At 72.3% G+C, this 23,941-nt stretch carries 18 protein-coding genes and 1 pseudogene; 13 read left to right on the forward strand and 6 right to left on the reverse strand.

Annotation, left to right across the window (positions count from 1 at the left end):
- The first annotated feature begins 215 nt into the window (after nt 1-215).
- Complete coding sequence (gltB, locus tag ACF088_RS38180; RefSeq protein ID WP_392380563.1) at nt 216-4,826, forward strand: glutamate synthase large subunit; 4,611 nt, start codon at nt 216-218, stop codon at nt 4,824-4,826.
- Nucleotides 4,819-6,279, forward strand: a complete 1,461-nt coding sequence (locus ACF088_RS38185) for a glutamate synthase subunit beta (protein ID WP_392380564.1) — start codon at nt 4,819-4,821, stop codon at nt 6,277-6,279. The genes gltB and ACF088_RS38185 overlap by 8 nt, the downstream gene beginning before the upstream one ends.
- A gap of 138 nt (nt 6,280-6,417) precedes the next feature.
- Here the strand turns inward: ACF088_RS38185 and ACF088_RS38190 are convergent, their stop codons facing one another.
- Nucleotides 6,418-6,990, reverse strand: coding sequence for a hypothetical protein (locus ACF088_RS38190; protein ID WP_392380565.1), 573 nt, complete (start codon nt 6,988-6,990; stop codon nt 6,418-6,420).
- Between the two features lie 67 nt (nt 6,991-7,057).
- Here ACF088_RS38190 and ACF088_RS38195 point away from each other — a divergent pair, with 67 nt between their 5' ends.
- Nucleotides 7,058-7,855, forward strand: coding sequence for an ArsR/SmtB family transcription factor (locus ACF088_RS38195; protein WP_392380566.1), 798 nt, complete (start codon nt 7,058-7,060; stop codon nt 7,853-7,855).
- Here ACF088_RS38195 and ACF088_RS38200 read toward each other — a convergent pair.
- Nucleotides 7,833-8,414, reverse strand: a complete 582-nt coding sequence (locus tag ACF088_RS38200) for a MarR family winged helix-turn-helix transcriptional regulator (RefSeq protein ID WP_392380567.1) — start codon at nt 8,412-8,414, stop codon at nt 7,833-7,835. The two genes, ACF088_RS38195 and ACF088_RS38200, sit on opposite strands and share 23 nt — an antisense overlap.
- 68 nt (nt 8,415-8,482) lie before the next feature.
- Here ACF088_RS38200 and ACF088_RS38205 point away from each other — a divergent pair, with 68 nt between their 5' ends.
- Nucleotides 8,483-9,205, forward strand: coding sequence for an SDR family NAD(P)-dependent oxidoreductase (locus ACF088_RS38205; RefSeq protein WP_392380568.1), 723 nt, complete (start codon nt 8,483-8,485; stop codon nt 9,203-9,205).
- 39 nt (nt 9,206-9,244) lie between these two features.
- On the opposite strand, the gene ACF088_RS38210 is transcribed toward ACF088_RS38205, so the two are convergent.
- Together ACF088_RS38210 and ACF088_RS38215 are read right to left on the reverse strand one after the other, a co-directional pair.
- Complete coding sequence (locus ACF088_RS38210) at nt 9,245-9,721, reverse strand: PPOX class F420-dependent oxidoreductase (RefSeq protein WP_392380569.1); 477 nt, start codon at nt 9,719-9,721, stop codon at nt 9,245-9,247.
- A gap of 81 nt (nt 9,722-9,802) precedes the next feature.
- Complete coding sequence (locus tag ACF088_RS38215; RefSeq protein WP_392380570.1) at nt 9,803-10,291, reverse strand: hypothetical protein; 489 nt, start codon at nt 10,289-10,291, stop codon at nt 9,803-9,805.
- A 173-nt stretch (nt 10,292-10,464) separates the two neighbouring features.
- Between ACF088_RS38215 and ACF088_RS38220 the strand changes: the two genes are divergently transcribed.
- Together ACF088_RS38220 and ACF088_RS38225 are read left to right on the forward strand one after the other, a co-directional pair.
- Entirely contained in the window at nt 10,465-11,214 is a 750-nt protein-coding gene (locus ACF088_RS38220; protein ID WP_392380571.1) for an MBL fold metallo-hydrolase, read from the forward strand.
- Between the two features lie 236 nt (nt 11,215-11,450).
- Nucleotides 11,451-12,146: an alpha/beta fold hydrolase gene (locus tag ACF088_RS38225; RefSeq protein ID WP_392380572.1), complete on the forward strand. Its 696-nt coding sequence runs from the start codon at nt 11,451-11,453 to the stop codon at nt 12,144-12,146.
- Between the two features lie 79 nt (nt 12,147-12,225).
- Here the strand turns inward: ACF088_RS38225 and ACF088_RS38230 are convergent, their stop codons facing one another.
- On the reverse strand, nt 12,226-13,122 hold the full coding sequence (locus ACF088_RS38230; protein WP_392380573.1) for a hypothetical protein: 897 nt from the start codon (nt 13,120-13,122) through the stop codon (nt 12,226-12,228).
- 265 nt (nt 13,123-13,387) lie between these two features.
- Between ACF088_RS38230 and ACF088_RS38235 the strand changes: the two genes are divergently transcribed.
- The 6 genes and pseudogenes from ACF088_RS38235 to ACF088_RS38260 all read left to right on the forward strand — a co-directional run bounded on the left by ACF088_RS38235 (nt 13,388) and on the right by ACF088_RS38260 (nt 20,773).
- Complete coding sequence (locus ACF088_RS38235; protein ID WP_392380574.1) at nt 13,388-14,197, forward strand: S1 family peptidase; 810 nt, start codon at nt 13,388-13,390, stop codon at nt 14,195-14,197.
- A gap of 360 nt (nt 14,198-14,557) precedes the next feature.
- Nucleotides 14,558-14,740: a hypothetical protein gene (locus ACF088_RS38240; protein ID WP_392380575.1), complete on the forward strand. Its 183-nt coding sequence runs from the start codon at nt 14,558-14,560 to the stop codon at nt 14,738-14,740.
- Nucleotides 14,741-14,921: 181 nt separating this feature from the next.
- A complete protein-coding gene (locus tag ACF088_RS38245) occupies nt 14,922-15,605 on the forward strand; it encodes a response regulator (protein ID WP_392380576.1) in 684 nt (227 codons plus the stop codon).
- A gap of 143 nt (nt 15,606-15,748) precedes the next feature.
- Complete coding sequence (locus tag ACF088_RS38250) at nt 15,749-16,837, forward strand: sensor histidine kinase (protein ID WP_392380588.1); 1,089 nt, start codon at nt 15,749-15,751, stop codon at nt 16,835-16,837.
- 53 nt (nt 16,838-16,890) lie between these two features.
- Nucleotides 16,891-17,389, forward strand: a pseudogene (locus ACF088_RS38255) (Uma2 family endonuclease).
- Between the two features lie 213 nt (nt 17,390-17,602).
- On the forward strand, nt 17,603-20,773 hold the full coding sequence (locus ACF088_RS38260; RefSeq protein ID WP_392380577.1) for an endo-alpha-N-acetylgalactosaminidase family protein: 3,171 nt from the start codon (nt 17,603-17,605) through the stop codon (nt 20,771-20,773).
- 36 nt (nt 20,774-20,809) lie between these two features.
- Here the strand turns inward: ACF088_RS38260 and ACF088_RS38265 are convergent, their stop codons facing one another.
- The gene (locus ACF088_RS38265; RefSeq protein WP_392380578.1) at nt 20,810-22,621 is read right to left on the reverse strand and encodes a beta-galactosidase; all 1,812 of its coding nucleotides are present in this window, start codon (nt 22,619-22,621) and stop codon (nt 20,810-20,812) included.
- Between the two features lie 164 nt (nt 22,622-22,785).
- On the opposite strand from ACF088_RS38265, the gene ACF088_RS38270 reads away from it, so the two are divergent.
- Nucleotides 22,786-23,667 (forward strand): helix-turn-helix domain-containing protein, encoded by an 882-nt coding sequence (locus ACF088_RS38270; protein WP_392380579.1) that lies wholly within the window; start codon nt 22,786-22,788, stop codon nt 23,665-23,667.
- Nucleotides 23,668-23,941: the final 274 nt, after the last annotated feature.

Here is a 23,941-nt window from a genome sequence, read left to right on the forward strand (position 1 = left end):
CGCCGCCTTGTGGGACGGCCTGAATCCCGTCCGTGCACTGACTCACCGCCCGTGCGGTGTCCGCATGTTGGAAGCCCCTTTTCGCTTTTTGAGAAGGGAGTCATCCTGTAACCTGCACGAAATTTCGCGGAGGGCCAACGTCGTCCCTCGGCAATTCCCCCAGGCCCAAGGGCCTGGGAGGTGCCCCCACTGCCACGACGACGTTGGGAGAGCCGATGCGTTTTGCGTCCACGCACTCCGCGACCACCAGCAGCGACAACGCCGCCTGGTCGCCCATGGACGGCCGCCCTGCCCAGCAGGGCATGTACGACCCGCGCAATGAGCACGACGCCTGCGGCGTCGGCTTTGTGGCCACCCTCACCGGCGAGGCCAGCCACGCACTGGTCGAGCAGGCACTCACCGTCCTGACGAATCTGGAGCACCGCGGTGCCACCGGCTCCGAGCCCGACTCGGGTGACGGCGCCGGCATCCTGCTCCAGGTGCCGGACGCATTCCTTCGCGAGAACGTCACCTTCGAGCTCCCCGAGGCCGGCGCCTACGCCGTCGGTATCGCCTTCCTGCCGTCCGATGCCCAGGAAGCGGCCGACGCCGTCTCGCGCATCGAGACGATCGCCGGTGAAGAGGGCCTGGACGTCATCGGCTGGCGGGTGGTCCCGGTCGCCCCGCAGCTGCTGGGTAACGGCGCTCGCGCCACCATGCCCGCCTTCTCCCAGATCTTCGTCGGCGACGGTACGAACACCGGCCTGGCGCTGGACCGCAAGGCCTTCGCGCTGCGCAAGCGCGCCGAGCGGGAGGCCGGGGTCTACTTCCCCTCGCTGTCCGCCCGGACGATTGTGTACAAGGGCATGCTGACCACCGGCCAGCTGGAGCCCTTCTTCCCGGACCTGTCCGACCGCCGCTTCGCCACCGCCGTCGCGCTGGTCCACTCGCGGTTCTCCACCAACACCTTCCCGAGCTGGCCGCTCGCCCACCCGTACCGCTTCGTCGCGCACAACGGCGAGATCAACACGGTCAAGGGCAACCGCAACTGGATGCGGGCCCGGGAGTCGCAGCTGGCGACCCGGCTCTTCGGCGCGGAGAACGCCGAGAAGCTGGAGCGGCTGTTCCCCGTCTGCACCCCGGACGCCTCCGACTCCGCCTCCTTCGACGAGGTCCTGGAGCTGCTCCACCTCGGCGGCCGCTCGCTGCCGCACTCGGTGCTGATGATGGTCCCCGAGGCGTGGGAGAACTCCCCCTCCATGGACCCGGCCCGGCGTGCCTTCTACCAGTACCACTCCACGATGATGGAGCCCTGGGACGGCCCGGCGTGTGTCACCTTCACCGACGGCATCCAGGTCGGTGCGGTCCTCGACCGCAACGGTCTGCGCCCCGGCCGCTACTGGGTCACCGACGACGGCCTGGTCGTGCTCTCCTCCGAGGTCGGCGTCCTGGACATCGACCCCGCGAAGGTGGTCCGCAAGGGCCGCCTGCAGCCCGGCCGGATGTTCCTGGTGGACACCGCCGAGGGCCGCATCATCGAGGACGACGAGATCAAGGCGCAGCTCGCCGCCGAGCAGCCCTACCAGGAGTGGCTGGACTCCGGTCTGATCGAGCTCGCCGACCTGCCCGAGCGTGAGCACATCGTGCACACCCACGCCTCGGTCACCCGCCGCCAGCAGACCTTCGGCTACACCGAGGAAGAGCTGCGCGTCATCCTCGCCCCGATGGCCAAGGCCGGCGCCGAGCCCATCGGTTCGATGGGCACCGACTCGCCGATCGCCGCCCTCTCCGAGCGCCCCCGGCTGCTCTTCGACTACTTCACCCAGCTCTTCGCGCAGGTCACCAACCCGCCGCTGGACGCCATCCGCGAGGAGCTCGTCACCTCGCTGATCTCCTCCCTCGGCCCCCAGGGCAACCTCCTGGAGCCGACTCCGTCCTCCTGCCGCAGCGTGACCCTGCCCTTCCCGGTCATCGACAACGACGAGCTGGCCAAGCTCGTCCACATCAACGCCGACGGCGACATGCCCGGCATGAAGGCCGTGACCCTCTCCGGCCTCTACCGGGTCTCCGGCGGCGGCGAGTCGCTGGCCGCCCGGATCGAGGAGATCTGCGCCGAGGCGGACGCCGCCATCGACGACGGCGCCCGGCTGATCGTGCTCTCCGACCGGCACTCCGACGCCGAGCACGCGCCGATCCCGTCGCTGCTGCTGACCGCCGCGGTCCACCACCACCTCATCGGCACCAAGGAGCGCACCCAGGTCGGTCTGCTCGTCGAGGCCGGCGATGTGCGCGAGGTGCACCATGTCGCGCTGCTCATCGGCTTCGGCGCCGCGGCCGTCAACCCGTACCTGGCCATGGAGTCGGTCGAGGACCTGGTCCGCGCCGGAACGTTCCTGCCGGGCATCGAGGCCGAGGCCGCCATCAAGAACCTGATCAAGGCGCTCGGCAAGGGCGTCCTGAAGGTCATGTCCAAGATGGGCATCTCCACCGTCGCCTCCTACCGGGGCGCGCAGGTCTTCGAGGCCGTCGGCCTGGACGAGGAGTTCGTCGCCCGGTACTTCCACGGCACCGCCACCAAGATCGGCGGCGCGGGCCTGGACATCATCGCCAAGGAGGTCGCGGCGCGGCACGCCAAGGCCTACCCGGCCTCCGGCATCGCCGCCACCCACCGCGCGCTGGACATCGGCGGCGAGTACCAGTGGCGCCGCGAGGGCGAGCCGCACCTCTTCGACCCGGACACCGTCTTCCGGCTCCAGCACTCCACCCGCTCGCGCCGCTACGACATCTTCAAGCAGTACACGGACCGGGTGAACGAGCAGTCCGAGCGGCTGATGACGCTGCGCGGCCTGTTCTCCCTCGCCTCCGACCGCCCCTCGATCCCGATCGAGGAGGTCGAGCCGGCGTCCGAGATCGTCAAGCGCTTCTCCACCGGCGCCATGTCGTACGGCTCCATCTCCCAGGAGGCGCACGAGACGCTGGCCATCGCCATGAACCAGTTGGGCGGCAAGTCCAACACCGGTGAGGGCGGCGAGGACCCGGACCGTCTCTACGACCCGGCACGCCGCTCCGCCATCAAGCAGGTCGCCTCCGGCCGCTTCGGTGTGACCAGCGAGTACCTCGTCAACTCCGACGACATCCAGATCAAGATGGCCCAGGGCGCCAAGCCCGGCGAGGGCGGCCAGCTGCCCGGCCACAAGGTCTACCCGTGGGTCGCCAAGACCCGGCACTCCACCCCGGGCGTCGGCCTGATCTCCCCGCCGCCGCACCACGACATCTACTCCATCGAGGACCTGGCTCAGCTGATCCACGACCTCAAGAACGCCAACCCGCAGGCCCGCATCCACGTGAAGCTGGTCTCCGAGGTCGGCGTCGGCACGGTCGCCGCGGGTGTCTCCAAGGCGCACGCGGACGTGGTCCTGATCTCCGGCCACGACGGCGGTACGGGCGCCTCCCCGCTGACCTCCCTCAAGCACGCGGGCGGCCCCTGGGAGCTGGGCCTGGCCGAGACCCAGCAGACGCTGCTGCTCAACGGCCTGCGCGACCGCATCGTGGTGCAGACCGACGGCCAGCTCAAGACCGGCCGCGATGTCGTCATCGCCGCCCTGCTGGGCGCCGAGGAGTACGGCTTCGCCACCGCACCCCTGGTCGTCTCCGGCTGCGTCATGATGCGCGTGTGCCACCTGGACACCTGCCCGGTCGGCATCGCCACCCAGAACCCGACGCTGCGCGAGCGGTTCAGCGGCAAGGCCGAGTACGTCGTCAACTTCTTCCAGTTCATCGCCGAAGAGGTCCGCGAGCTGCTGGCCGAGCTGGGCTTCAGCAGCCTCGACGAGGCCATCGGCCACGCCGAGCTGCTGAACACCTCCCGTGCGGTGGACCACTGGAAGGCGCAGGGCCTGGACCTGGCCCCGCTGCTGCACGTCCCCGAGCTGGCCGACGGCGCCGTGCGCCACCAGGTCATCGAGCAGGACCACGGCCTGGAGAAGGCGCTCGACAACGAGCTGATCAAGCTCGCCGCCGACGCCCTGGCCGCGGGCACCGCCGAGGACGCCCAGCCGGTCCGGGCACAGATCGCGATCCGGAACATCAACCGGACCGTCGGCACCATGCTCGGCCACGAGGTCACCAAGAAGTTCGGTGGCGCGGGCCTGCCCGACGACACCATCGACATCACCTTCACCGGCTCGGCCGGCCAGTCCTTCGGCGCGTTCCTGCCGCGCGGCGTCACGCTGCGCCTGGAGGGCGACGCCAACGACTACGTCGGCAAGGGCCTGTCGGGCGGCCGGGTCGTCGTCCGCCCGGACCGCGGCGCGGACCACCTGGCGGAGTACTCCACCATCGCCGGCAACACCCTCGCCTACGGCGCCACCGGCGGCGAGCTGTACCTGCGCGGCCGGGTCGGCGAACGCTTCTGCGTCCGCAACTCCGGTGCCACGGTGGTCTCCGAGGGCGTCGGCGACCACGGCTGCGAGTACATGACCGGCGGCAACGCGGTCGTGCTGGGCGAGACGGGCCGTAACTTCGCGGCCGGTATGTCCGGCGGCTTCGCCTACGTCATCGACCTCGACAAGGCCAACGTCAACAAGGAGCTCGTCGACGCGGTGAACCCGCTGGACGACGCCGACAAGCAGTGGCTGCACGACGTCGTGCAGCGCCACCAGGAGGAGACCGGCTCCACCGTCGCCGCCAAGCTCCTCGCCGACTGGGATGCCGCGGCCGCACGCTTTAGCAAGGTCATCCCGCCCACCTACCAGGCAGTGCTCGTCGCCAAGGACGCCGCTGAGCAGGCCGGACTCTCCGAGTCCGAGACCCACGAGAAGATGATGGAGGCGGCGACCAATGGCTGACCCCAAGGGCTTCCTGAACCACGAGCGCGAGATCGCCAAGACCCGCCCCGTCGAGGAGCGCGTCAAGGACTGGAACGAGGTCTACCAGCCCGGCTCCCTGCTGCCGATCATCAGCAAGCAGGCCTCGCGCTGCATGGACTGCGGTATCCCGTTCTGCCACAACGGCTGCCCGCTCGGAAACCTCATCCCCGAGTGGAACGACTACGCCTACCGCGAGGACTGGACCGAGGCCAGCGAGCGGCTGCACGCGACCAACAACTTCCCGGAGTTCACCGGCCGGCTGTGCCCCGCGCCCTGTGAGGCCGCCTGTGTGCTGGGCATCAACCAGCCGCCGGTGACCATCAAGAACGTCGAGGTCTCCATCATCGACAAGGCGTGGGACAACGGGGACGTCACCCCGCAGCCGCCCGAGCGCCTCTCCGGCAAGACCGTCGCCGTCATCGGCTCGGGCCCCGCGGGCCTGGCCGCCGCCCAGCAGCTGACCCGGGCCGGCCACACCGTCGCCGTCTACGAGCGCGCGGACCGTATCGGCGGCCTTCTCCGCTACGGCATCCCCGAGTTCAAGATGGAGAAGCGCCACATCAACCGCCGCATCGAGCAGATGCGCGCGGAGGGCACCAAGTTCCGCACCGAGGTGGAGATCGGCCGGGACCTCGACGCCAAGAAGCTGCGCAAGCGCTACGACGCCGTGGTCATCGCCGCCGGCTCCACCACCTCCCGCGATCTGCCGGTGCCCGGCCGCGAGCTGAACGGCATCCACTTCGCGATGGAGTACCTCCCGCTCGCCAACAAGGTGCAGGAGGGCGACCTGACCGTCGCCCCGATCAGCGCCGAGGGCAAGCACGTGGTCGTCATCGGCGGCGGCGACACCGGCGCGGACTGCGTCGGCACCGCCCACCGCCAGGGCGCGGCCTCGGTCACCCAGCTGGAGATCATGGGCAAGCCGGGTGACGAGCGGAACCCCAACCAGCCCTGGCCGACCTTCCCGATGCTCTACAAGGTCACCTCCGCGCACGAGGAGGGCGGCGAGCGGGTCTACTCCGTCTCCACCACCCACTTCGAGGGTGACGAGGACGGCAACGTCCAGTGGCTGCACCTGACCGAGGTGGAGTTCAAGGACGGCCGCCCGGAGCCGAAGCCCGGCACCGAGCGGAAGATCCCGGCCCAGCTGGTCACCCTCGCCATGGGCTTCACCGGCACCGACCGGGAGAACGGCCTGGTCGAGCAGTTCGGCCTGGAGCTCGACGAGCGCGGCAACATCGGCCGCGACGCGGACTTCGCCACCAACGTCCCCGGCGTGTACGTCGCCGGTGACGCCGGCCGCGGCCAGTCGCTGATCGTGTGGGCCATCGCCGAGGGCCGTTCCGCGGCCAAGGGCGTGGACCGCTTCCTGACCGGAGTCAGCGCCCTGCCGGCTCCCATCAAGCCGACGGATCGCGCACTGACCGTGTGATCCGTCCCCCGATGTCCCGTACAACGTCGTACGGAACAACCGCGGCGCCTGTCCCCCTCCCCCGACCGGGAGGGCAGGCGCCGCGGGCCTGTGCCGTCGCGCCCGTTCCCCCGGACCGGGCCCGGCGCCCCGGGCGCCCTACGCGCCACCGCTCCCGGCGGGGAAGCGCCGCCCCAACTGCCGTGCCATTTCCCGTGCGGGCGCCGGCACGGCCGGTGGCGGGGGAGTGCCCGACGGCCGGAAATCGTGCACCGGCGGATGCCAGGCCTCCAGCCCGTTCACCGGGCCGCTCAGCGGCACCATCCACCGCGGATCGGCATGCACCCGCAGCACCTGCGCCTCGATCTGCGTCCACGCCCCGTCGGTGACCGTCCGCTCCCCGACCCGGCGCGCCTCCAACTGCACCGGGCAGTGCGCCAGTCGGGGCGGCCGTACCAATTCGGACGGCTCCGTCCACGGTGCATCCGCGGAGCAGGGCATGAGGCTCGTTCCCTCCCCGGTCCCCGTTCCGTCCGGCGGCAGATTGAAGACCACATCCGGGCGCACCGCGAGATTCTGCGCGGTCCGGCCGCGGGCCGGCAGCCAGACGCTGACGACCGGCCCGAGCTCCCACCGGATGCGCAGCTCGACCAGCACGAATGTCCCGTCGTCGTTCTCCGTGGACAGCAGCGCCGGGGCGACCGAACTGCTCTTCTCCAGCGCGACCTTCATGGCCTTGAGGATAGAAGCCGGATGATTCGGTGCTCACCGAAATGTTATCAGAGGTTACTCTGTGTACATGAAACGATGGGACGCCGATCAGGAAAGCGTCGCGGAAACCCCCGATCTGGCCGCCCTTGCGGCGCTGCTCGCGGACCGCACCCGTGCCGTCATCTGCATGGCCCTGCTCGACGGCGGCGCCTGGACCGCCGGTGAACTGGCCGAATATGCCGCGGTGGCACCCTCCACCACCACCGAGCACCTCAACCTCCTGGTCTCCGGGGGCCTGCTCGCCGAGGAGCGGCAGGGGCGGCGGCGCTATGTACGCCTGGCCGGGCCGGAGGTCGCGGAAACCCTGGAGAACCTCGCCGGTCTGGCGCCCTATCGCCAGGTCCCGATCCGCTCCCTGGCCGAGGCCAACCACCGCAGAGCCCTGCACCACGCCCGGACGTGCTACGACCACATCGCCGGTGCGCTCGGCGTCGCCATCGTCGAGGCGATGACCGAACGCGGCCTGCTGGGGCGGGACTACGGCCCGGTGCTGACCATGGCCGGGGCCGGCTGGCTGACCGCCCTCGGCATCCCCGACGCCGGTCCCTCGGCCGCCCACCGGGCCCATGTCCGCACCTGTCTCGACTGGACGGTGCGCCGCCGGCATCTCTCCGGCGCGGTCGGCGCCGCCCTCTACCGGCACGCCCTGGAGCGCGGCTGGGTCGTCAAGGCCGTCGCCACCCGCATCCTCACCGTCACCGCGGCGGGCCGTACGGCCTTCCGTGCGCAGCTCGGACTGCCCGACGAGGCGCTGTTCCCCTCCCTCACCTTCGCTCCCGCCGCCCCCGACCGCCCCGGGGCTCTCAGTCCTCGCCGACCTGGCTGATCCGGTCGTCGCCGAGCTTGCGCTGGGTGTCCTGGAGCAGGATCCGCAGCAGCCCGGCGAGCTGCTCCTGCTGCCCGGGGGTCAGGCCGTCGATCAACTCGGCCTCACGGTGCAGTACTTGGCCGACCGTGGCCTCGACCTTCTCGTGGCCGGCCGGGGTCAGCTCGACCAGGACCGTCCGGGGGCGGCCCTCGCCGGGCCGCCGGGTGACCAGCCCCTCGCGCTCGGCGCGGGCGACCCGCTGGGAGATCGCCCCCGCGGTGACCATGGAACGGCGGCTGAGTTCACGGGTGGTGAGGGTGTACGGCGCACCGCTGCGGCGCAGCACGCTGAGCAGATCGAGGGTGGCCGGGTCCATCCCGGCGCCGGCCAGCACCCGGCGCCGGTCGTCGCCCAGCAGCTTCGCCAGCTGCCAGATCGGCGTCACGATGCCGATGGAGGAGACCGGGGTGCCGGGGCGTTCGCGCTCCCAGGCGGCGGCGATCTCCTCGACGGGGTACGGGGGAGCGTGCTCCGCCGGGTGGCCGCAGTCGTCCTTGGCCTCGGATTCTCTTGCCACGGGCCCTCCTGGGGGTGATACGTTCAGCTCTAAATTTAGACCTTAACGTGATGGACGGAGCTCAGCATATGTCACGCACCATCCTGGTCACCGGCGGCGGTACCGGCATCGGACGCGCCGTCGCCCACCACTTCGCGGACGCCGGCGACGACGTCATCGTCACCGGCCGGCGCCCCGGCCCGCTCGGCGAAACGGCCGCCGGCCGCCGGACCGTCCGCCCACTGGTGTGCGACCACACCGACCCCCGGGCGCTCACCGCGCTGCTCGCCGGGCTCCCCGAGCGGATCGACGTCCTGGTCAACAACGCCGGCGGCAACACCGACCTCGACGCGGACGAAGCCACCGACCTGGCGGCCTATGCCCGCAACTTCCGCGCCAACCTCGACGCCAACCTGCTCGGCGCCGCGCTGACCACCAGGGCGCTGGACGACCGGCTCGCGGCCGGCGGCGCGGTCGTCCACCTCGGATCGATCGCCGCCGACCACGGCAACGGCGCCTACGGAGCGGCCAAGGCCGGCCTTGCCTCCTGGAACATCGGGCTGTCCCGGACGCTCGGCCCCCGCGACATCACCGCCAACGTCGTCTCGCCCGGCTACATCGCCGGCACCGACTTCTTCCGCGACCAGCTCACCGACGAGCGACGCGACCACCTGGTGGCCGCCGCGGCGGTGGGCCGCGCCGGGTCCCTCGCCGACATCACCGGAACGGTGGCCTTCCTGGCCTCCCCGGCGGCCCGGCACATCACCGGCCAGGTGCTGAACGTCAACGGCGGTACCCGCGGCACCCGTTGAGCCCTTCCCGGCCGGCGCGCCGGGCCGTGGCAGGGCGGGCTACTCGTCGCCGTCCTCGGTGAGCCGGGCCGGGAAACCGCCGGTCGCGACCGGCCCCCAGCGCAGCGGAGTCACCCGGATCAGCGACTTGCCCTGCTTGCGCATCGCCTCCCGGTACTCGTCCCAGTCCGGGTGCTCGCCGGCGATGTTGCGGTAGTACTCGACGAGCGGCTCGACCGAATCCGGGGCGTCGACGACCTCGGCCTCGCCGTCGATCTGCACCCACGGGCCGTTCCACTCGTCGGACAGCACGATGACGCTGACCGACGAGACCCGGCGGACATTACGGACCTTGGCACGCTCCGGATACGTCGACATGACCAGCCGCCCGGAGTCGTCCACCCCGCAGGTCAGCGGTGAGCCCTGCGGGGTGCCGTCGCTGCGGCGGGTGAGCAGGATCGCGCGGTGACGGGGGCGGACGAACTCCAGCAGTCCGGGCAGCTCGACACGGGTGGTGCGGGCGATGGAAGGGCTCATACGGGCGAGCCTAGGGGGTGGGCGGAGTGCGCGCTCACGCGAACCGCGGAACGGGCGCGCGCTCACGCCGCACCCCGCCGGTCAGCCCTTGAGGAGCTGCTTGCCGGTCGCCGCGTCCACGACCTTGCGGCCGTCCAGCGCGCTCTTGAGGTGCACGGTCACCTTGTCGGTGGCCAGTTGCTCGGTGCACATCCCCTTGGCGCTCTTCCGCTTGCCCCAGCCGGTGATCACCACAAGGTCCTTCGACTCATGGCTGCGCGCACCGAAGCGGACATCGCAGGCACTGTGCCCGACGGTGACGGTGATCTCCCGTACCCCCGTCTTCTCGGGGCGCTCCGCGGTGACCAGCGGCAGCAGCGCCTGCTGCCGGCCGTGCACCGGGGAGACCTTCGGCCAGTCCCGCACGATCTGATCCGCGCGCTGCTCGAACGCATCCTGCTTCTTCGGCGGCGCCGCGGGGGTCACCTTCTGCTGGTTCTGGCCACAGCCGGACAGTGCGACGGCGCCGGCCGCCGCCAGCGCGAGCACGGCGGTGAAGGTACGGGTGCGGGAGAGGTGGGATCCTCGCATGACATTGCCTCCTTGTGTCACGGATGGGACGTGCCAGGCGCAAGGCAGGTTCCGGCCGCTTTCCGCCGATGCCGCCGACGCTGTCGGGGCCGGGGAGACGCACCTTCGCCGCGCGGTCCGCCCAGGGTGAAACCGTGGTGGCGGCGGACCGACCGCCCGCTAGCGTCCGGGCCATGGACGCACTCAGCGAGATCACCCCCACCGAGATCACCTCCACCGTCTGGCAACTCCCCTTCCCCGTGGGGCACGTGTATGTCGTCGCCCTCCCCGACGACGGCTACGCGCTGGTCGACACCGGCGTCCCCGGCTCGGCCCCCGCCATCCTCGACGCCCTCGCCCGGCTCGGCGGCCGGCCGGAACAGGTGCGGCAGATCGTGCTCACCCACTCCCACCTGGACCACATGGGCTCCGCCGCCGACCTGGCCGCCGCCACCGGCGCCCGCGTCCTGGCCGGTGCACTGGACGCCCCGTACATCCGTGGCACCGCCCCCGAGCCCGCGCCGGTGCTGACCCCCGCGGAACGGCGCCTGCACGAAGGGGTCATGACGGACCTGGCGGCCGCCGGGACGCCGCCGCTGCGCCATGCCGAGGTCGATACCGTCCTGCACGACGGGGACACCCTCGACGGCTGGGGGGAACAGGTGCGGGTGCTGCACGTCCCCGGCCACACACCCGGCGGGATCGCCCTGCACCTCCCCGCGAGCGGGCTGCTCTTCCCCGGCGACATCATCGGCACCGGCCCCGACGGCCGCCGCGCCGTCCTCGGCCCGTTCAACATCGCACGCGAGGAAGCCATCGCGTCCTTCCGGCGGCTCGCCGCCCTCGATGACGTCGACACGGTGTGCGTTCCGCACGGCGTACCGCTGCGCACCGGCGCCCGGGACGTACTGGCCGCGGCCACGCCGGAGAAGGACTGGCTCTGAGGAAACGGGCCGCCCGGGTGTGCGGATCGGGCGGAGTGGTGCCCGCGCGGGGGGCGGGGCCGGCGGAACGGTGCCCGCACGGAGCGGGGGCCGCAGGAGCGGTGCCCGGACGGGGCGCGGCGCATCCCCCACGCCTGCCGACACGGGTAATCTCGCGCGGGTGCGGCCCGGCCCGGGGAACCGGGTCAGGGAACACCGGCAGGGGGCGAGCGCGGGAACCGAGGAGAGACACGGGCATGCAGCTGCACACCCACGAGTGGGGCACCGGCGAGCGGACCGCGGTGCTGGTCCACGGGCTGATGTCCGATCACCGCACCTGGCACCGCGTCGCTCCGGCGCTCGCCGACCGGGGCTATCGCGTCATCGCCGTCGATCTGCGCGGCCACGGCCGCAGCCCGCGCGGCGACTACAGCACCGAGCTGTTCGCCGAGGACCTCGTGGAGACCCTGCCCGCCGCCCCCGAGGTCGTCATCGGGCATTCGCTGGGCGGCCTGGCGCTGTCCCTGGCGGTGGAGCGGCTGCAGCCGCGACGGGCCGTCTACAGCGATCCGGCCTGGTCGTTCCCGAGCTTCCAGGCGCCCGTCGACCCGGCCCTGTTCATCGCGTTCAAGCGGGGCGACCGGGCGATGCTGCGCACCTTCAATCCGCGGTGGAACGACGACGATCTCGACATCGAGCTGGCCACGGTCGCGCAGTGGGACACCGCCACCGCCCTCGCGCTGTCCGCCGTGCACCGGCAGGACCATGTGCCCGAGAAGCCGGTCGTCCCGTCGCTGGTGCAGTTCGCGGGGGAGGGGTTCCTCTTCTCCGAGCAGGCGGCGAACGAGCTGACCGGCCGCGGCTTCGAGGTCCGTACGGTGCCCGGCGTCGGACACACCATCCACCGCGACGACTTCGACGGTTTCATGGCGGGGCTGGAGGGGTGGGTCTAGCTGGAGGAGTGGGGCCAGGGGGAGACACCCCCTGTGGCCCTGTCGGCCCGGCCCGGCCGGGGAGCCGGCCGCCGGTCGGTCACGTATCGCAGTCCAGCAGCGTCTTGCACAGTCCGCAGCGGGCCTGCAGCCGGCCCCGGACCGGGACCCGGATCCGCTGGTGGCAGGCGGGGCAGGGGAAGGACACCCGCAGGGGCGGCGGACCCTCGAATGCATAGTCGCCGGTGGCGGGCGGGCGGCCGGTGCGCCGCGGATCCTGCGCCGCCCGGCGGTCCTTGGCATAGCGCAGCCGGGCGGCCCAGCCGGCGGCGGCGAGCGGCGGCCGGCGGGCGTCCCGGCGGGCCCGCGCCGCGCCCGCCGTGTACGCGTCGTACGCCTGCGGACTGGTGAACCACGGCGACGGGTCCTCGCCGAAGAACTCGGCCCGCTGGGCAAGGACGTACCCGAATTCCTCCGGCGTCAGATAGCCGAGCTTCTGCGAGAACGGGCCGTGCTCGCGGTAGGCGTCCAGCAGCAGCCAGCCCGCGCCGAGGTACGCGGCCGCGGTGTCGGTGAGGATCTCGTTGTCCCGGGTGCCGGGGAACGACAGGTCCAGACGGTGCAGGAACAGATGCATCACCTCATGGGCCAGTGCGGCGCCGATGTCCTTGCGGTGCTTCTTGAAGCGGTCGTTGAGCTCGATGAAGTACTCGGGCCCCGCGGTGAGTTCGACAGTGGCGGCGTGTTCCATCTCCCGGAACGTGATGACCGTCCGCGCGTCCGGCAGATGCAGATGGCGGAGCAGGGCCCGGGCGACCCGCTGCGCCCCCAGGTGCAGGTCCTCGGTCTCGTCGAAGGCCACATCGACCGGCAGCACGCTGGTGGCGAAGGTGCTCACCGTGTCGTACGACAGGCGTTTGAACAGCGCATGGACGGCCGCACGCACCGTGTCGAGATGCGGATATCCGTGCTCGATCTCACTGCCGCCCGTGGTCACCCGGCCACTGTACGGGGGGCCGGGAAGGTCCGGTATGGGCCGTACGGGGCCTGTGTGGCAGGCGAGTTGGCCGGATGCGCACTCTTGTCACTCCGATCGGCCACTCCACATAATCACAGGGCGCTTTACGGACTCATCCCCCACTGGGTCCGGTCGCCTTGCGGCGTGCGGTCGTCCTCCACACACCTTTTGCGGCGGCCACGTCCGGCTCCGGTGTTGGCATGGGCTCGTCATCGACGTGCAACCCCCCACGAAAGGAAGCCCGTTGCGCAGCTACCGGAAGCCCCTCAAAAGATCCCTTGCCCTCGGCGCCGTCGCCCTGGCCGCCGTCAGCCTCCAGCCCGGCTCGGCCTCGGCCGCCCCCTCGCCCGTCCCGTCCGGCTCCGTCCACACCAAGGTCGTCGGCGGAACCAAGGCCGACCAGGGTGAATTCCCCTTCATGGTCCGGCTGTCGATGGGCTGTGGCGGCGCGCTGTACGCCAAGGACATCGTGCTCACCGCGGCGCACTGCGTCGACGGCAGCGGCGACAACACCTCCATCACCGCCACCGCGGGCGTGGCCGACCTGGAGGACTCCCACGCCGTCAAGGTCAACTCCACCAAGGTCCTGCAGGCCCCCGGCTACAACGGCAAGGGCAAGGACTGGGCACTCATCAAGCTCGCCAAGCCGATCGACCAGCCCACCCTGAAGATCGCCGAGGACGACAAGCTCAACAACGGCGACTTCACCATCGCCGGCTGGGGCGCCGACAAGGAAGGCGGCGACCAGCAGCGCTACCTCCTCAAGGCCACCGTGCCGTTCGTCGACGACGCCGCCTGCCAGAAGGCCTACGGCGACCAGCTGACGCCCGGCGACGAGATCTGCGCCGGCAAGCTGGACACCGGCGGCATCGACACCTGCCAGGGTGACTCCGGCGGCCCGATGTTCCGCAAGGACGACGCCGGGCAGTGGCTCCAGGTCGGCATCGTCTCCTGGGGCGAGGGCTGCGCACGCCCCGGCAAGCCCGGTGTCTACAGCGAGGTGAGCACCTTCGCCGCGAACATCAAGAAGGCCGCGGGCGAACTGGGCGGCTGACCGCACCACGCACACGAACCGCACCACGCACGCGCACCGCATCACGCACGCGCACCGCATCACGTACACGAACCGCACCACGTACGCGATCCGCACCACCCACGCGCACCGCACCACGCACGAACCGCACCACGTACACGAAGGGCCCGGGGATCCGCTGCGGATTCCCGGGCCCTTCGCCGGGTCCGAAGCCCCCGGCCTCGGTCCACGGCCGTGGTCCAGGACCTTGGTCCCTTCGCTCCACGGCCGTTGGTCCGTCCGCCGCGGGACCAAGCTCGTGCTTGCGGCCGGGCCTTGTGCCGTCACGGATGACCGGACGGCCTATGGGCCACCCCGTGACGGCTTTCTACCGTGAACGGTATGACCACCGAGCCCCGCCCCCGCCCCCGTCCCCCGGCACGCGACCGCGGCCACCCGGCCACGGTCCTCGCCGCGCTGCTCCTCGCCGCCTCCGCGGCGACCCTCGCCTATGTGCTGCTCGGCGGCCCGGACGACCCCGTCGAGCTGCCCGCCGACGACCGCCCGAACGCGGTCCAGGGCTGATCGGCAAGCCCCCGCCGCCGGTGCACCGGTCCGTCCCCGGCCGCAGCAGCGGCCCGAGCACCGCCGTCCGGAGGGGAGACGAGCACGCCGGCCGGGGGAGAGGGAGACGCGAGACGCATACGCCGGCCGGAGCGGAGACGGACACCGGCCCGCGACCCCGAGGGCGCCCAGGAGGAACGACATGCCGATCAGTGTGGTGATCGCGGACGACCAGGAAGTGGTCCGGATGGGCTTCCGGATGGTCCTGGAGAGCCGGCCCGACATCGAGGTCCTCGCCGAGGTCACCGACGGCGAGGCCGCCCTCGCAGCCGTCGAACGGCTGCGCCCCGATGTGCTGCTGCTGGACATCCGGATGCCGAGGACCGACGGGCTGGAGGTCACCCGCCGGCTGACCGAGCGCACCGCCGGCCGCCCCGAGGGCCGGCACATCCCTGGGATCGTCATCGTCACCACCTTCGACCTGGACGAATATGTACACGCCGCGCTGTACGGCGGTGCCTCGGGCTTCCTCCTCAAGGACGCCAGCCCCGCGCTGCTCGTGGAGGCGGTACGGGCCGCCGCCGTCGGCCACTCACTGCTCTCGCCCTCGGTCGCCGCCCGGCTGCTGCGCGAGCTGTCCCCGGCCGGCGGCAAGGGGCGGGCGGCGGCCCGCACCCCCTCCGAGCCGCTCACCGGCCGCGAACGGGACGTCGTCCGGGCGCTGGCCGGCGGCCGGACCAACGCCGAGATCGCCGGCGCACTGTATCTGTCGCTGTCCACGGTCAAATCCCATCTGGCGAACGTGCAGAACAAACTGGACGCCCGCAACCGGGTCGAGATCGCCTTCTGGGCCTGGGAGAGCGGTCTGTCCTCCGGCGGACCGTGAGCAAGCACGGCGAGGGCACGGGGATACGGCGCGTTCCGGGCCGTATCGCGGTACGCGCCCGGCAGGCCACGCTCGGAAACCGGCCGGCACGGTGGGCGAGAACCCCTGCGCGGCAAGCCGTCGCCGCCCGGGCCGCACTCGCGGTGGCACTGCTGCTCCTCGTCGGGTTGGAGACCCTGGCGACGGCCCGTCAGCCCGCCCGGCCGCACCTGATCGTGCCGGTCGCCGGCATCGTGGTCTGTCTGTGTGCGGTGCCCTCCGACCGGATCCCGCTGACCGGCCGTGCCGGGACCGCGGCCGCGGCTTCCCTCACCGCGTCGGCGGCGCTGATCGCCGGGCAGCACGCGCGCGAAGTATGGGGCCTGGGCGAGGGCATCGCCCTGCTCGTCCTGCTCACCGCCGTGGTCCGCCGGGCGCCCGGCCGCACCGCCGCCGTCCTCGGCCCGCTGCTGGGCCTGGCCTGTGTCCTCGCTCCGCTGCGGGACGTCCGGCCGGGGCTGTTCACCGTCGTCTCCGCCGTGCTCACCGTGGTCGTCGCCGCGTATTCGGCGATCCTGCGCCGGCAGGACGCCCGGCGGCTGCGCGATCTCGCGGCCGTGCGGGCCGCCGAGCGCCTGGAACTGGCGCGGGAGCTGCACGACCTGGTCGCCCACCATGTCACCGGCATCGTCGTCCAGGCCCGCGCCGCCCGCTTCACCGCCCTCGAAGGCCGGCCGGCCGGTGCCACCCTCGAACGGATCGAGGCCTCCGGCAGCGAGGCACTGGGCGCGATGCGCCGGCTGGTGCGGGTCCTGCGCGAGGACGGGGCACACCCCCACCCGGTCGCCGGGCTCGCCGAGGTCCGCGCGCTGACCGAGGCGTTCGCCCGTACCGGCCCGCCGGTCGTCCTCTCCGTCGACACCGGCCTGGCACAGGCGCTGCCGGACGATGTGGCCGCGGCGGTCTACCGCATCGTCCGCGAAGCACTGACCAACGTCCGCAAGCACGCGGCGGACGCCACGGCGGTACGGATCGGCCTGCGGTCCGTCCCCTTCGGGGCGGAGCTGCGCATCGCCAACGACGGCGGCAGACCGGCCCGCCTCGGCGAACAGGCCCGCGGCGGCGGCTTCGGACTGGCCGGACTCACCGAACGGGCCGAGGCGATGGGCGGACGGCTCCTCGCGGGCCCCGCGGCCGAGGGCGGCTGGGAACTCACCGCCGTACTGCCCCTCGACAGCGGAGCGACGGCCTGAGGCCACCCGGCCCCGCACCGGCCGCCACCGGTCGGCCGCCACCCGGCCGCGCCCTGCTCGCCACCACCGACGAGCTCCTGCGCCCACGCGTCGAAGGGGTCATCGAACCGGTGCCACCGACCTGGGACCACGAAGCTGCAGCCGAGACGATCCGCGACCAGATCCGCGCGCGGGCCCGGGAGCTGGACTGTGTCACCGGGTCCGGGAACCTGGACCTGCCGGGTTCCTCCAACTGGTACGTGCCGGGCATCGCCGTCGTCCCGGCCGCGGCGGCGAAAGGCGCCGGAGCGCTGCTGCCCGCGGACACCCTCCTTGTGGTCGAGGTCACCAGTGAGTCGAACGCGGAGCCGGACCGGGTCGTGAAGCGACGGCGGTACGCGGAGTACGGGGCGCCGCTGTACCTCCTGGTCGACCGTCAGGAGCGTTCGGTGACGCGGTACTCGGAGCCCGGTGGGCTCGGGTACACGCGGGCGGAGGGCCCCCACCCGTACGGCACGACGGTGCGTCTTCCGGAGCCGTTCGGCCCTTGAGCTGGACACCACTGGCCTGTAGCCCGGGATCACCACCGCATCGTCCTCGTCGACGAGTCGGTGCAGCTGGTCCATTCCAAGGCGGCGCTGAACGAGGTGTTCACCGCCACCGCCCCCGCCCCGCCGCCCCACATCTGTCCAACACCTGCCCCTCCTTTGTCCATAGGCGCACGCCCCGCACGCGCAGCACGCTGTCCGCCGACAGGCAGTGCAGGCACGAAGGAGGACAGTGCGCGTGAACGAACAGACCGGCGCCCCGCGCGGGCCCAGCCGCAGAAACGTCGTCGCCGCCACCGCGCTCGCCGGGGCCGCCGGCGCCCTCCCGCTCGGCGCGCAGCCCGCCACCGCCGCACCCCGCGCCGCCGAGGCGGTGCTCCGGTCCGACGCGCTGGAGGTCCGGGTCGACACCGCCTTCCCCCGGATCATCTCCTACACCGACCGCGGCACCGGCGCCGTCCTGCACGGCCAGGACACCCCGGTCACCCAGGTCCTCCTCGACGGCACCGCCCACACCCCCCGCGTCACCCACCGCACCCGCGCCGACCGCGCCACCTACACCCTCGGCTTCGACGGCGGCACCAGGATCACCGTCGAGATCGCCGTCCGGGACCGGCGCACGACCTGGCGGGTCACCGGCATCGCCGACACCCCGGCGCTGCGCATCGGCACCCTGGAGATTCCCGGCCTCGCCCTGCTGAGCGTCCGCAGCGACCAGCCCGGCGCCGCCCTGCTGGCCGCCCGGATCGAACTGGACAAGGCCAAGAGCGGCGACACCCTGGTGCAGGTCACCGACGACACTCCCGCCGACGCCGCACCCACCGGCTGCGCCTACGCCGTGGTCGCCACCGACGCGCTGGCCGGCGCCGTCGAGACCAACACCTGTTACGACCAGCCCGCCGGAGCCACCACCTGGGAGAACGGCCGACTCTGGCGGCAGACCGTCAAGGGCGACGGCTTGGTCAAGGCCCAGCTGTGCTGCGGCCAGTGGACCCACCGGGCGGCCGGGCAGCCGTCCCCCGCTCTCGACTCCTCCCCCGCTCTCGACTCCTCCTCCACTCTCGGCTTCGGTCGAGCGGGGGGACCCCCACGAGCGGGAGGTGCCCCCCTCGCCACCGACCCGCTGCCGTACGCGACCGTCATCGTCACCGGCGACCGCAACGGCGACGGGAAGACCGACTGGCAGGACGCCGCCATCGCGCTGCGCGACATCATGGTCATGCCGCTGGGCGCCGACGCACAGCATCTGCGGGTCGTCCCGCACATCCCGTTCAACTTCGCCAGCCAGGCCACCAACCCGTTCCTCGCCACCCTCGACCACATCAAGCGGATCGCCCTGGCCACCGACGGGCTGCGGCAGTTCACCCTCCTCAAGGGCTACCAGTCCGAAGGCCACGACTCCGCCCACCCCGACTACGGCGGCAACTACAACACCCGGGCCGGCGGCCTCGCCGACCTCAACGCCCTGCTCCGCGCCGGCAAGAAGTGGAACAGCGACTTCGCGGTGCACGTCAACGCCACCGAGTCCTACCCCGTCGCCCATGCCTTCTCCGAGCAGCTGGTCGACAAGGACGACAAACAGTGGGACTGGCTCGACCAGTCCTACCGCATCGACGCCCGCCGCGATCTGATCTCCGGCGACATCGCCCGGCGCTTCGCGCACCTGCGCAAGGAGACCGACCCCGCCCTCGACACCCTCTACCTCGACGTCTTCCGCGAGTCCGGCTGGAACTCCGACCAACTGCAGCGCCAGCTGCGCGACCAGGGCTGGCAGATCGCCACCGAATGGGGCCACGGCCTGGAACGCTCCGCCCTCTGGTCGCACTGGGCGAACGAGACCGACTACGGCCCCGACACCTCCCGCGGCATCAACTCCCGGCTGATCCGCTTCCTGCGCCACCACCACAAGGACGTCTTCGCCGACAAGTGGCCCACCCTGCTCGGCAACGCCCGGATGGGCAACTTCGAGGGCTGGGTCGGCAAGACCGACTGGAACGCGTTCCACACGATCATCTGGACCGATGCGCTGCCCGCCAAATACCTCCAGGCGTACCCGATCAGCACCTGGGGCGCGCACGAGATCACCTTCGAGGGCCCCACCAAGACCTCCGTCAGCGACGCGGAGGGCACCCGCAAGATCACCACCGACGGCCGGCTGGTCTACGACGACGGCACCTACCTGCTCCCCTGGGAACCCCGCCGGGCCACCGACCCGCACCGTCTCTACCACTACAACCCCCACGGCGGCACCACCACATGGACCCTGCCCCGCGGCTGGACGGGCACCACGGCCGTCTACGCCTACCGGCTCACCGACCAGGGCCGCACCCGGGAAACCCGGCTCCCGGTCAGCGGCGGCAGGATCACCCTCACCGCCCGGCCCGGCGTGGCCTACGTCGTCCACCGCGGCAAGGCCCCGGTGCAGCGCGACCCCGTCTGGGGCGAGGGCACACCCCTGACCGACCCCGGCTTCCACTCCGGGAACCTGGCCGGCCGGCAGGTCACCGGCCCGGCCTCCGTCCAGCTCAGCAAGCTGGGCGACTACGAACTGGTCATCGACGCGGGCGCCGCCGCCACCGTCGCCCAGAAACTCGCCCGGCTCGCCCCCGGCAGCTACGCCGCCTCCGTACAGGTCGAGGTCGGCGCCACGGCGGGGGAGCGGCGGCGGGCCGCCCTGGAGGTCCGTACCGCCGACGGCGTCACCGCCGCCAACTGGACCGACACCTCCACCGCCGGCAACTACGTCGCCGCCGACCGCAAGTCCGGCACCCGCTTCCAGCGCCTCTTCACGCACTTCACCGTCCCCGAGGGCGGCGGCCCGGTCACCCTCGCCTTGACCGCGGCAGCCGGCCGGGCCCGGGTCAGGTTCGACAACCTCCGCGTCGTACCCGCCCGGCCCACCACCAAGCCGGGCACCCTGGCCTACGAGGACTTCGAGCACGTGCCCCAGGGCTGGGGTGTCTTCGTCAAGGGCGACGCGGGCGGCAGCACCGACCCCCGCACCCATATCGCGCAGCGGCACGCCCCGTTCACCCGGCGCGGCTGGAACGGCAAGGCCATCGACGATGTCATCGACGGCGGCCAGTCGCTCAAGTCACGCGGCGAGAACACCGGACTCGTCTACCGGACGGTTCCGCACACCGTCCGCTTCACCCCCGGCCGCCGCTACCGCATCACCTTCCGCTACGAGAACGAGAAGGCCGGCCAGTACGCCTGGGTCACCGCCGTCGACACACCCGCACCCCGTGAACTGACCCGCACCCCGCTGCCCGTCGCCAACCGACCCACCACCCACACCTACGAGTTCACCGCACCGGCCGACGGCGAGGCATGGGTGGGGCTGCGCAAGGTGGCCGACGACGCGACCGCGGAGTTCGTCCTGGACTCCTTCGAGGTACGCGAGATCTGACGAGCCGTGGGGCGGCCCCGCCGCCCCACGGGCCGCTCAACGCCCGCCCGCGCAGGGATACAGACCGGGCGCCCCCGCCTCGTCCCCCACCAGCGCCGGGGCGCCCTCCCACTCCCACAACAGCAGCTCATTGGCGCCCTCGCGCAGCACCGGGCCCGGCACATACAGGGTCCGCTGCGGCCCGAGACCCCAATAACGCCCCAGACAGAAACCGTTGATCCAGGCGAAACCGTGGCTCCACCCCGGCAGCGCAAGATCGGCATCACCGGGCCGCCCGGCCACCGTCACCGTCCCCCGGTAGAGCCCCGCGGCCCCGCCCGCCTCCTCCACGGCCCGGAACGGAACCCGCGCCAACGCCCCGGGTTCCTCCACCGCGTCAAGCCGCAGCCCCCGCGACCGTACGCCGTGCAGAAACTGCCGCTCGTGCAGCAGCCCGCCGGTGATCCCCTTGGACTCACCGAGCCGGGGACCGTAGTTGACCCGCCCCAGCGACGCCACCCACAACTCCACCGACGCGGGCCCGCCCACCTCCCCGAGCACGGCGTCCTCGGTGTCCACCACGGGCCCGCGCACCCCGTCGATCCACACCACCGCCCGGTCCCGCAGGCCGCTCACCCGCAGCGGACGGGGGCTCCGCGGCCCCGGCACCGCCACCCGGTAGCGGACCACACCCCGGTCCACCCCCAGCTCCTCGAACGTCGCCGGAGCGCCCCCCTCGGTCTCCGCACCGCCCAGCGCCTCCATCACGTCCCCGGCATCCGCCCACTCCCCGACCACCGCACGCACCGGCTCCGCCAGCACCCGCAGCGGCTCCGGCACCCGGGGCAACGGCCCGTCCGCCCACTCGGCGAGCACCTCCCGGAACCGCCAGAACTTCTCCGTGGGACGCCCGCGTTCATCGACCGGCGCCCCGTAGTCGTAGGAGGTGACCGTCGACCGCAACGCCCCGTCGTGCAGCTCGCCCGCGCGGTTCGCCCCCGCCCACCCGCCGAAATTCGTCCCGCCGTGCGCCATATAGACATTGACCGAGGCACCGCACTCCAGAATCTCGCGCAGCGTCGCCGCGGCATCCTCCGGAGCGCGCGGCACCTGAGTCTGCCCCCAGTGCGCGAACCACCCGCACCAGAACTCCATGCACATCAACGGCCCCTGAGCCTGGTGGCGCCGCAACACCGCCAGCGCCTCCCCGGCCCCCGAACCGAAGTTGACGGTGGCCGGCAGGCCCGGAACCGAACCACCGCTGAGCATGTGATCCTCGGGCCCGTCCGAGGTGAACAGCGGCACCCGCACCCCCAGCGTCCGCAGCCGCTCCACGAGGTGGGCCAGATACACACCATCGCTGCCGTACGAGCCGTACTCGTTCTCCGCCTGCACCATGATCACCGGCCCGCCGCCCGGACCGCCGGGCCCTGCCGCCGCCGTGCACTGCCGCGCCACGACCTGCGGCAGCAGCCGCGCGAACCAGGCGTCCACGGCCCGCAGATACGCCGCATCCCGCGTTCGCACCCGCCGCCCCAGCGGCCCGGTCAGCCACTGCGGCAACCCGCCGTTCTCCCACTCCGCGCAGATGTACGGTCCCGGGCGGACGATCGCCCACAGCCCCGCCGCCTGCGCCGCGTCCAGGAACCGCCCCAGCGCCTCCGGGTCCCTGAACTCACCGGGCCGCGGTTCGTGCAGGTTCCACGGCACATAGGTCTCCACGCAGTTCAGCCCCATCGCCCGGAGCATCGCCAGCCGGTGGTCCCACTGCGCCTCGTGCACCCGGAAGTAGTGCATCGCCCCGGACAGCAGCCGCACCGGCCGCCCGTCCAGCATGAAGTCCCGCTCGCCCGCCTCGAACTGCGTCACGTCACCCGCCCTTGCGTCGTCTCCCGTGCGCCACCGGCCGGGCGCACCCGGTCACCCTTGCCCTCTGGCGGTGTGACGGTCCATGGACAAAGATCGGATCTGTTTGGACGGTTCGACGGTTCGACGGTCCGACGGAACGGCACGGAGCGACGGGAGGCCCGGACGTGTACCACACCTGGATGCGGTACTTCACCCCGAGCCCGGTCCACCACCGGCTCGGCCTGGTGTGCCTGGGGGTCGGTCTCCAGCACGGCGCCCTGCCCACGGTCGGCCCGCGCACCCTCGACCACCATGTCGCCATCGTCATCAGCGCCGGCCGTGGCTGGTTCACCGCTCCCGACGGCCGGCGCCATGCGGTGACCGCCCCCGCCCTGCTGTGGATCGTGCCGGGAGTGCCGCACCACTACGGCGCCGACCCGGAGACCGGCTGGGACGAGAGCTTCGTCGACTTCACCGGGCCGGCCGCCGTGACCTACACCGAACTCGGCTATATCGAACCGGACCGCCCGCTCGTGCCGCTCGCGGACACCGGGCCGGCCCGGACCGCCATCGGACGGATCGCCCGCGCGGCACGGCGGGGCAACCCCCTGCTGGAGGTGGAGACCTCGGCCGCGGTCCACGAGCTCCTCGTCGCCCTGCGCAGGGAACGCGCCGACACCGACGGGGACCCGGTCCTCCAGGCACTCGCCCGGGACGCTTTCCTCCCCCTCTCGGTCGCCGAACACGCCGCCCGGCACGGCATGACCCCCGCGGAACTCCGCACCGCCGTACGCCGCGGCGCCGGCTGCAGCCCCAAGGACTACCTGCTGGGCATACGCCTGGGCCGTGCCAAGGAACTCCTCGTGGGAACCGAGCTGCCGGTGGCGGCGGTGGCCCGCCGGGTCGGCTACGACGACCCGGCCTATTTCAGCCGCCTGTTCACCCGGCGCGTCGGCACCGCCCCGGTGCGCTTCCGCGACCGCCAGATCCGCAACGTACCCGGCGGATGGTCCACGCAGGTCCCGGATCCGGATGACCCGCCGCTGGTCAGCGGGTGCAACGGCTGACGGGGCTTGCCGGTTCGCTTCGCGGCTGGGGCTGGGGCTGGGGCTGGGGCTGGGGCCGGTGCGCCGGTGTGCGTTGGTCTGTGGCTGGGGCCGGTGCGCCTACGCCCTGTGGGTGGTGGGTCGGAGGGGACGCCCGGTCCCCCGTCCTCGGCGCGGGCGGCCCTGGTCCATGGAATTGAGCACCCCGGCGTTCGCTCCGGTCCTGCGGGCGGGGCACCGGACATCCCCTCCGACCTCCGCACGTCGGCGACCGCCCCGCCGTACCCATCACCGT

Origin of the sequence: Streptomyces sp. NPDC015125, assembly GCF_043080045.1 — a bacterium.
Lineage (GTDB): Bacteria > Actinomycetota > Actinomycetes > Streptomycetales > Streptomycetaceae > Streptomyces.

Excerpts from the sequence above, each read along its gene's own strand:
- gltB (WP_392380563.1), top strand. The coding sequence starts at position 216 with ATGCGTTTTGCGTCCACGCACTCCGCGACCACCAGCAGCGACAACGCC.
- ACF088_RS38185 (WP_392380564.1), top strand. The coding sequence starts at position 4,819 with ATGGCTGACCCCAAGGGCTTCCTGAACCACGAGCGCGAGATCGCCAAG.
- ACF088_RS38190 (WP_392380565.1), bottom strand. The coding sequence starts at position 6,990 with ATGAAGGTCGCGCTGGAGAAGAGCAGTTCGGTCGCCCCGGCGCTGCTG.
- ACF088_RS38195 (WP_392380566.1), top strand. The coding sequence starts at position 7,058 with ATGAAACGATGGGACGCCGATCAGGAAAGCGTCGCGGAAACCCCCGAT.
- ACF088_RS38205 (WP_392380568.1), top strand. The coding sequence starts at position 8,483 with ATGTCACGCACCATCCTGGTCACCGGCGGCGGTACCGGCATCGGACGC.
- ACF088_RS38210 (WP_392380569.1), bottom strand. The coding sequence starts at position 9,721 with ATGAGCCCTTCCATCGCCCGCACCACCCGTGTCGAGCTGCCCGGACTG.
- ACF088_RS38215 (WP_392380570.1), bottom strand. The coding sequence starts at position 10,291 with ATGCGAGGATCCCACCTCTCCCGCACCCGTACCTTCACCGCCGTGCTC.
- ACF088_RS38220 (WP_392380571.1), top strand. The coding sequence starts at position 10,465 with ATGGACGCACTCAGCGAGATCACCCCCACCGAGATCACCTCCACCGTC.
- ACF088_RS38225 (WP_392380572.1), top strand. The coding sequence starts at position 11,451 with ATGCAGCTGCACACCCACGAGTGGGGCACCGGCGAGCGGACCGCGGTG.
- ACF088_RS38240 (WP_392380575.1), top strand. The coding sequence starts at position 14,558 with ATGACCACCGAGCCCCGCCCCCGCCCCCGTCCCCCGGCACGCGACCGC.
- ACF088_RS38245 (WP_392380576.1), top strand. The coding sequence starts at position 14,922 with ATGCCGATCAGTGTGGTGATCGCGGACGACCAGGAAGTGGTCCGGATG.